At 39.0% G+C, this 6982-nt stretch carries 4 protein-coding genes; all 4 read left to right on the top strand.

The features are described 5' to 3' along the window. Positions 1-29: 29 nt before the first annotated feature. Genes GNE10_RS04270 through GNE10_RS04255 form a run of 4 tightly spaced genes read left to right on the top strand, consistent with a single transcriptional unit; the run spans position 30 to position 6979 of the window. Positions 30-4544 (top strand): acyltransferase domain-containing protein, encoded by a 4515-nt coding sequence (locus tag GNE10_RS04270; protein ID WP_260446798.1) that lies wholly within the window; start codon positions 30-32, stop codon positions 4542-4544. A 33-nt stretch (positions 4545-4577) separates the two neighbouring features. Next, positions 4578-5441 carry a 3-hydroxyacyl-CoA dehydrogenase family protein gene (locus GNE10_RS04265; protein ID WP_185563802.1) on the top strand — a complete coding sequence of 288 codons (864 nt, stop codon included), beginning with the start codon at positions 4578-4580 and terminating at the stop codon, positions 5439-5441. Positions 5442-5497: 56 nt separating this feature from the next. After that, positions 5498-5743, top strand: coding sequence for an acyl carrier protein (locus tag GNE10_RS04260; protein WP_185563801.1), 246 nt, complete (start codon positions 5498-5500; stop codon positions 5741-5743). A 51-nt stretch (positions 5744-5794) separates the two neighbouring features. Beyond that, on the top strand, positions 5795-6979 hold the full coding sequence (locus GNE10_RS04255) for an acyl-CoA dehydrogenase family protein (protein WP_185563800.1): 1185 nt from the start codon (positions 5795-5797) through the stop codon (positions 6977-6979). The last annotated feature ends 3 nt before the right edge of the window (positions 6980-6982 follow it).

The raw sequence follows: 6982 nt of genomic DNA, 5'->3' as shown, positions 1-6982 counted from the left end.
GAGCAGGGGAGCAGGGGAGAAAGTATCAATTGCTGGTAGTTTCTGCTAAAACTGACTCTGCTTTGGAGACGGCGACTACAAATTTGGTTAATCACCTGCAACAGCACCCAGAATTTAACCTTGCAGATGTCGCTTATACATTGCAAGTTGGGCGACATGGTTTGAGCCATCGGCGGACAGTTGTTTGTCAAGATATTGAAGATGCGATCGCAGCTTTCCAAAATCCCAAACGAGTCCTAACTAGCACTCAGGATATGAATGAGCGCCCAGTAGTCTTGATGTTTACTGGTTTGGGAACTCATTATCTCAACATGGGTTCTGAATTATACCAGTTTGAACCAACTTTTCGCGAACACCTCGATCGCTGTTGCTCGTTGTTTGAACCCCTTTTAGGTCTTAATCTCAAAGAAGTTATTTATCCTACTTCCCATTCAATAACCGAAACAACCAAAGAAAAACCGGGTATAGATTTACGCCAAATGCTTGGTCGCGATCGCCAATCACTAGATCCTGCCGCCCAAAAACTAAATCAAACATACCTCACGCAGCCAGCATTGTTTGCCATTGAGTATGCTTTAGCTCAATTATGGATATCCTGGGGCATTCGTCCAGTAGCGATGATTGGTTACAGCATCGGTGAATATACCGCAGCAACAATAGCCGGAGTATTGTCTCTAGAAGATGCGATTACTCTTGTTGCCAAAAGAGCGCAAATGATTCAAGAGTTGCCAGGGGGAGCAATGCTAGCAGTTCCCTTGACAGAAGAAGAAGTGCAACCTTTCTTGAATAAAAACCTTTGCTTATCAGCAGTCAATGGCTCATTTCAGTGTGTACTTGCCGGAACTACACAGGCTGTAGAGGAACTGGCACGTGAGTTGAGCGCTAAGGGGTTAGCCTGTCGGAAATTGCAGACTTCTCATGCCTTTCATTCTTACATGATGGAGGCGATCGCTGACTCTTTCACCGAACTAGTGCAAACTATCAGCCTCAAACCACCGCAAATTCCTTATATATCTAACGTTACCGGAACTTGGATTACAGCAGAGCAAGCTACAAATCCCAGCTATTGGACACAGCATCTATGCCAACCCGTGCGTTTTGCTGATGGAGTAAATCAGTTGTGGACAAAACACAGTCCAATTTTCTTAGAGGTGGGGCCAGGACAAGCATTAAGCAGTTTAGCAATGCAATGCTTAGATAATGTTCCTGGCGATCGCAAAGTAATATTATCCTCGCTACGCTATGCTTATGAGCGACAATCTGACATTGCTTTCATCCTCAACATATTAGGACAACTGTGGCTTGAGGGAATCAAGATAGATTGGTCGGGATTTCATACCCATGAACGCCGATATCGCCTTCCCTTGCCAACATATCCCTTTGAGCGACAAAGATATTGGATTGAACCACAAAAATTATTACCTGCACAAATAAATTTCCAACCCAAGTTAACAGCATCAGAGCTTTGGAAATCTTTAGTAGAAGCTGGTCAACTCCAAGCTAGTACAGGAGCTTTGGAATTTGACGACCAAATTGCTCAAGAAAAAAGAGAGTGTTTAGATCGTTTATGTATTGCTTATATTAATCTTACAACAGCACATTTAGGAGTTTTTAGCAATCCTAATAAAAAGTATTTTTTAGAAGAGTTATTTGACCAATGTCAGATTATTCCTTCCTATAGAGAATTGTTCAGTCGATGGCTAGAAATATTGGTAGAGCAAGGTCATTTACATGAAGAACAAAAGCTGTTTAGTAACTTTTTACCAATATCAACAGACTTGGTTAATCAGCTTTTGGTAGAAGTCAGAGCCAAATGGGCAGACACACCGCAACAAATAGATTTGCTGCAACTGTATGGCGAAAATATGGTAGTTCTGCTGACTGGTAAAAAAGAACCATTAGAATTCCATGTTTCCACCTTATTAAAGTCAGGAGAATTTTCAGTCCAACAATTGCCTGAAAATAAGTACTACAACTCCATCATGCGGGTATGCTTAGAACAAGTGTTAAAAGTGCTACCACCTGAAGTTAATCTCAGAATTCTGGAACTTGGCGCTGGAACTGGTACTGGCACGGCAGAGTTATTACCTATATTGCCATCAGAGAAAACAAATTATACCTTCACTGATGTGGGAGGCTTCTTCTTGAATGCAGCTAAGAAGAAATTTAGCGATTATCCATTTATTGAATACCAATTGCTAGACCTTGAGCGATCGCTACAAGAACAAGGATACTCAAGTCACAGCTTTGATGTAATTGTAGCTTTCCAAGTGTTGCACGTCGCTCGAAATATTGGAGAAACTCTGGAGCGCATTCGCTCTTTACTCGCTCCTGGAGGTTTACTTCTCTTTTGGGAAACAACTCAACCACGCTTGGAATTTGAGTTTATTGACGCGCTGCTGATGAATCCGATAGAGGATTTAGAAAGCGATCGTAACATGTGCAATCCCTTTTTATCCAAAGAGCAGTGGCAACAAGAACTCAAATCTCATGGTTTTGTGCAGGTGAGAGCCTTCTCAGAATTCGCACCTTTCACAGACCACATAATTGTCGCTCAGGCTACTACACAAACAACGCCCAAAGCACCAGCAGCATTTACAGCATTACTTGAAGCCGACAAAACGTATGAAGTTTCATTTGGCAAAAAGTCCAACATTGCTGACTGGTTCTACATCCCTTCATGGAAACGTTCGCTACCACCACAATCAAACGGTCAGGTCAAACAAGCAGAACGCTGGTTAATATTCGTTGATGAGTATGGGTTAGGCGCTCAAATCGTGCAGCGACTAGAACTTGAAGGTCATGATGTAATTACCGTCAGAGTTGGAAAACAATTTGAGACTACGAGTGAATCTTCAAGAGAGCATCTAGGTAAGCGTGCATATACAATAGCACCGCAACAACAAGATGATTACAATACTCTACTCAAAGAACTTCGTGCCCAAGACTTAATCCCACAAAGAATTATTCATCTGTGGAGTGTAACCCAGTCAGAATTTGCAGATTCTAATGCAGCAGAAGGATTCCAAAGTTTATTATTGTTGACACAAGCGCTAGAAAAACAGAATTTTACAAATGAGTTACAGCTTGCAATTATCTCTAATAATATGCAAGCTGTAACCGGAGTCGAAAATCTCTGCCCAGAAAAAGCAGCACTCCTTGCACTTGTTAAAGTCATCCCACAAGAATATTCAAATATAAAATGTCGTAGCATTGATGTTGCTATTCCCTCACCAGGAAGTTGGCAAGAAGAGAAATTTGTAGAACAACTGCTGACAGAACTTAAAGCTAATTTCTCTGACTCAGTTATTGCTTACCGTGGTTTTGAACGTTGGGTGCAAACCTTTGAGTCTGTCCAATTAGATGCAAACGTCTCGGATACACTCAGGTTAAGAGAAAAAGGAGTCTACTTAATTACAGGTGGACTGGAAGACATAGGACTTGTAGTAGCCGAACATCTAGCAAAGACACTACAGGCAAAGCTGCTGATTTTAGAAGCTGAAGATTTTCCCAATCGGCAGGAGTGGGAACAGTGGCTGAAAACTCACAAGGATCAAAATAACATCAGCCGCAAGATTTTCAAAGTGCAAGAACTAGAAAAATTGGGCGCAGAAATCTTAATCGAAAGCGCTGATGTGGTAAATTTAGTACAAAACAAGTTTAGTCAAATAAATGGGGTATTCCACACAACAAAAATCCCCGCAAATAAGTTATTTAGCCCTATCGTAGAGATAGACCTGAAAGAGTGTAAACAGCAACTTCAGCAAGAAATACAAAGACTCTTAGTATTAGAAGAAGTTTTGCATTCCCAAAAGCTTGATTTTTGTCTATTAATGTCTTCCTTAACCTCAGTTTTAGGAGGATTAGGCTCTGTTATCTACTCAGCAGCTAGTCTATTCATGGATGCTTTTGCTTACCAGCACAATCAGATAAATCCTGTTCCTTGGATGAGCATTAACTGGGATGCGTGGCGATTTGCAGTAGGCACTTCACAAATACCTGCTAATACAGCTTTGGCTGAATTCGCCATCGAACCTTTAGAAGGTATAAATGCCCTTGAACGGATTCTTGTGTGGAGTCAATATCATCAAATAGTTGTCTCAACTGGTAATTTACAATCTAGAATTGACCAATGGATTAAATTAAAGCCTTTACAACAGAAAACTAATGCTCAAAAAGCGAATTTATCTTGTCGTCACTCTAGACCGAACTTAAAAAATGCATACATTGCTCCTAGTAATGATGTAGAGCAAAAACTAGTTGAAGTTTTTCAAGAGTTACTGGGTATAGAACCTGTAGGTATTCATGACAGCTTTTTTGCTTTAGGAGGAGACTCTCTGACGGGAACTGTACTTATTTCTCAGCTTCGCAAAACTTTTCAGATAGAACTACCTGTTCGTTCTCTTTTTGAAGCTTCCACTATTGATGAATTAGCTTTGGTGATTGAAGAAATTCTCATCGAAGAGTTAGAACAATTATCTGAAAACGAAGTAAATTCAACAGAGGAGATAAACAAAACTCCTGATATGCAACTGTCAAACTAGATCAAAAAAGTTGTTCATTGCAGGATAAAGATTATGAAAATTCAAACTGTCGGTGTTGTCGGAGCAGGTGTTATGGGAATTGGGTTAGCCCAAAGCCTCGCCCAAACTGGTCATCACGTAATTTTAGTAGATATTTCCGAAGAGATTTTGTCAGCTGCTAACAAACAAATCGGAAATAATATCCGTTTTCAAGGTTTTTTCAATAAAAATGAAAAAGTAGACAATCCTGATACCACTCTTCAAAGAATTAAATTTTCTACAAACTATAATTTTTTTGAAGATACAGAATTTCTGATTGAAAATGTCACCGAAAAGTGGGATATTAAAAAGGGAGTATACGCACAGCTTGATGCGATTTGTCCAGAAAAAACTATATTTGCAGCTAATACATCTGCTATTCCCATTACTCGCATTGCTTCATTAACTAAGCGTGCTGATAAAGTGATTGGTATGCATTTCATGAACCCGGTTCCCATGAAGCCGATGGTTGAAATGATTCGCGGGTATCACACATCTGATGAAACAATCTCAACAGCGAAAGAATTACTGGCTCAGATGGGTAAGGAAAGCATTCTCGTCAATGATTCGCCAGGTTTTGTTTCTAACCGAGTTCTCATGTTGACGATTAATGAAGCAATTTTCTTGCTACAAGACCAAGTTGCTTCAGTGGAAGAAGTAGATAGAATTTTTAAAAGTTGTTTTGGGCACAAGATGGGCCCTCTAGAAACTGCTGACTTAATTGGATTGGATACGATTCTTTTTTCTATCGAAGTTTTGTATGAAGGTTTCAACGACAGCAAATATAGGCCCTGTCAATTACTGAAAAAAATGGTAGATGCCGGGTTGTTTGGTCGCAAAAGTGGGCAAGGTTTTTATACTTACAATGGAGCAATTTAAAATTGGATATTAAAACAAAGTCCTTAGCCATTCTGAAAATCAAGGCAAATTGAAAAATGTCAGAAATACAAGTAAAAATTAGACAATTTTTATCCCGATTTTTCCGAAATCATGATTTGCAGTTAGATGAAGATATCTTTGCGCTTGGTTTTGTCAATTCCATGTTTGCTATGCAACTTGTTTTATTTATCGAACAAGCGTTTCAAATTACTATTGACAATGAAGACCTAGAACTTGATAACTTCAGAACTATAAATTCTATGACTCGTTTAGTTGAACGCAAAACAACTTTAGTCGCATAAAAATGAATCAATATAAAAATTACCATCCTTTCTACCAAACAAGTAATCATCATGAAAATTGAGTTGACATCTCAACAAAAAGATGATAAATCTAAGTTTAGAGGTTTCGTAAACGAAGAAATTATACCTCATGCAAATTCCTTCGACCAAGAAGAGTATACCTCTTCAAAAGTTATAGAAAAGTTTGCTCATCAAGGATATTTGGGTGCAGTATTACCTGAAGAATTTGGTGGCAAAAGTATGGATATCATCACTTATGGTCTTCTGAATGAAGAAGTTGGACGAGGATGTTCTTCTTTACGGAGTTTGCTCACAGTTCACAGTATGGTTTCTTATGCTCTTTGTCGATGGGGTAATAAGTCTCAAAAAGAGTATTGGCTGCCAAAATTAGCATCTGGTGAAGTTATAGCTGCTTTCGCATTAAGTGAACCTCACGTAGGTAGCGATGCCAAAAGTATAGAAACCACAGCAACACTCTCTGGTGATTATTATGTTTTAAATGGAAATAAAAAATGGATTACCTACGGGCAAATTGCAGATGTATTTTTAGTATTTGCCCAATGTTCGGGTAAACCTTCTGCTTTTTTAGTTGAAAAGAATAGTCCAGGATTTTCAATACAACCTATTTCTGGGATATTAGGCGTTCGAGCTTCAATGCTTGCTCAATTAAACTTTCTAGATTGTCGAATTCCTAAAGAAAACCTGGTAGGCAGATTGGGTTTTGGCTTTTCCTATATAGCTTCTTCTGCATTAGATTATGGAAGATATAGTGTGGCATGGGGTTCTCTAGGTATTGCTCAAGCTTGTCTAGAAGACTGCATTCATTACACGAGTGAACGAAAACAGTTTGATGTTTATTTGAAAGAACACCAATTAATTCGGCAAATGATTACCGAGATGATAGTCAATGTGAAAGCAGCAAGATTACTATGCTATCAAGCTGGCTATCTCAAAGAAATTGGCGATCCTAATTCCATCACAGAGACTTCAATCGCCAAATATTTTGCATCTACAACAGCAACTAAAGTCGCAAATGATGCCGTACAAATTCACGGGGCTAATGGTTGTACTAATGAATATTCGGTTGCTAGATATTTTCGAGATGCAAAAATTATGGAAATCATTGAAGGAAGTACACAAATACAACAGATTACCATCGCTGATTACGGTTATCAGGAGTACATATCAAAACCTGCTTCCACTGTTAATTCTCAAAACTTACTGGCAATGATGTGAGAA

It is taken from the genome of Nostoc sp. 2RC, assembly GCF_014222165.1.
Lineage (GTDB): Bacteria > Cyanobacteriota > Cyanobacteriia > Cyanobacteriales > Nostocaceae > Nostoc > Nostoc linckia.
The sequence above is the reverse complement of the archived record's forward strand: the minus strand, read 5'-3'. Positions and strand labels throughout refer to the sequence as shown.

Bases quoted from the DNA above. Each gene is read 5' to 3' on its own strand.
- GNE10_RS04265 (WP_185563802.1), top strand. From the start codon at position 4,578: ATGAAAATTCAAACTGTCGGTGTTGTCGGAGCAGGTGTTATGGGAATT.
- GNE10_RS04260 (WP_185563801.1), top strand. From the start codon at position 5,498: ATGTCAGAAATACAAGTAAAAATTAGACAATTTTTATCCCGATTTTTC.
- GNE10_RS04255 (WP_185563800.1), top strand. From the start codon at position 5,795: ATGAAAATTGAGTTGACATCTCAACAAAAAGATGATAAATCTAAGTTT.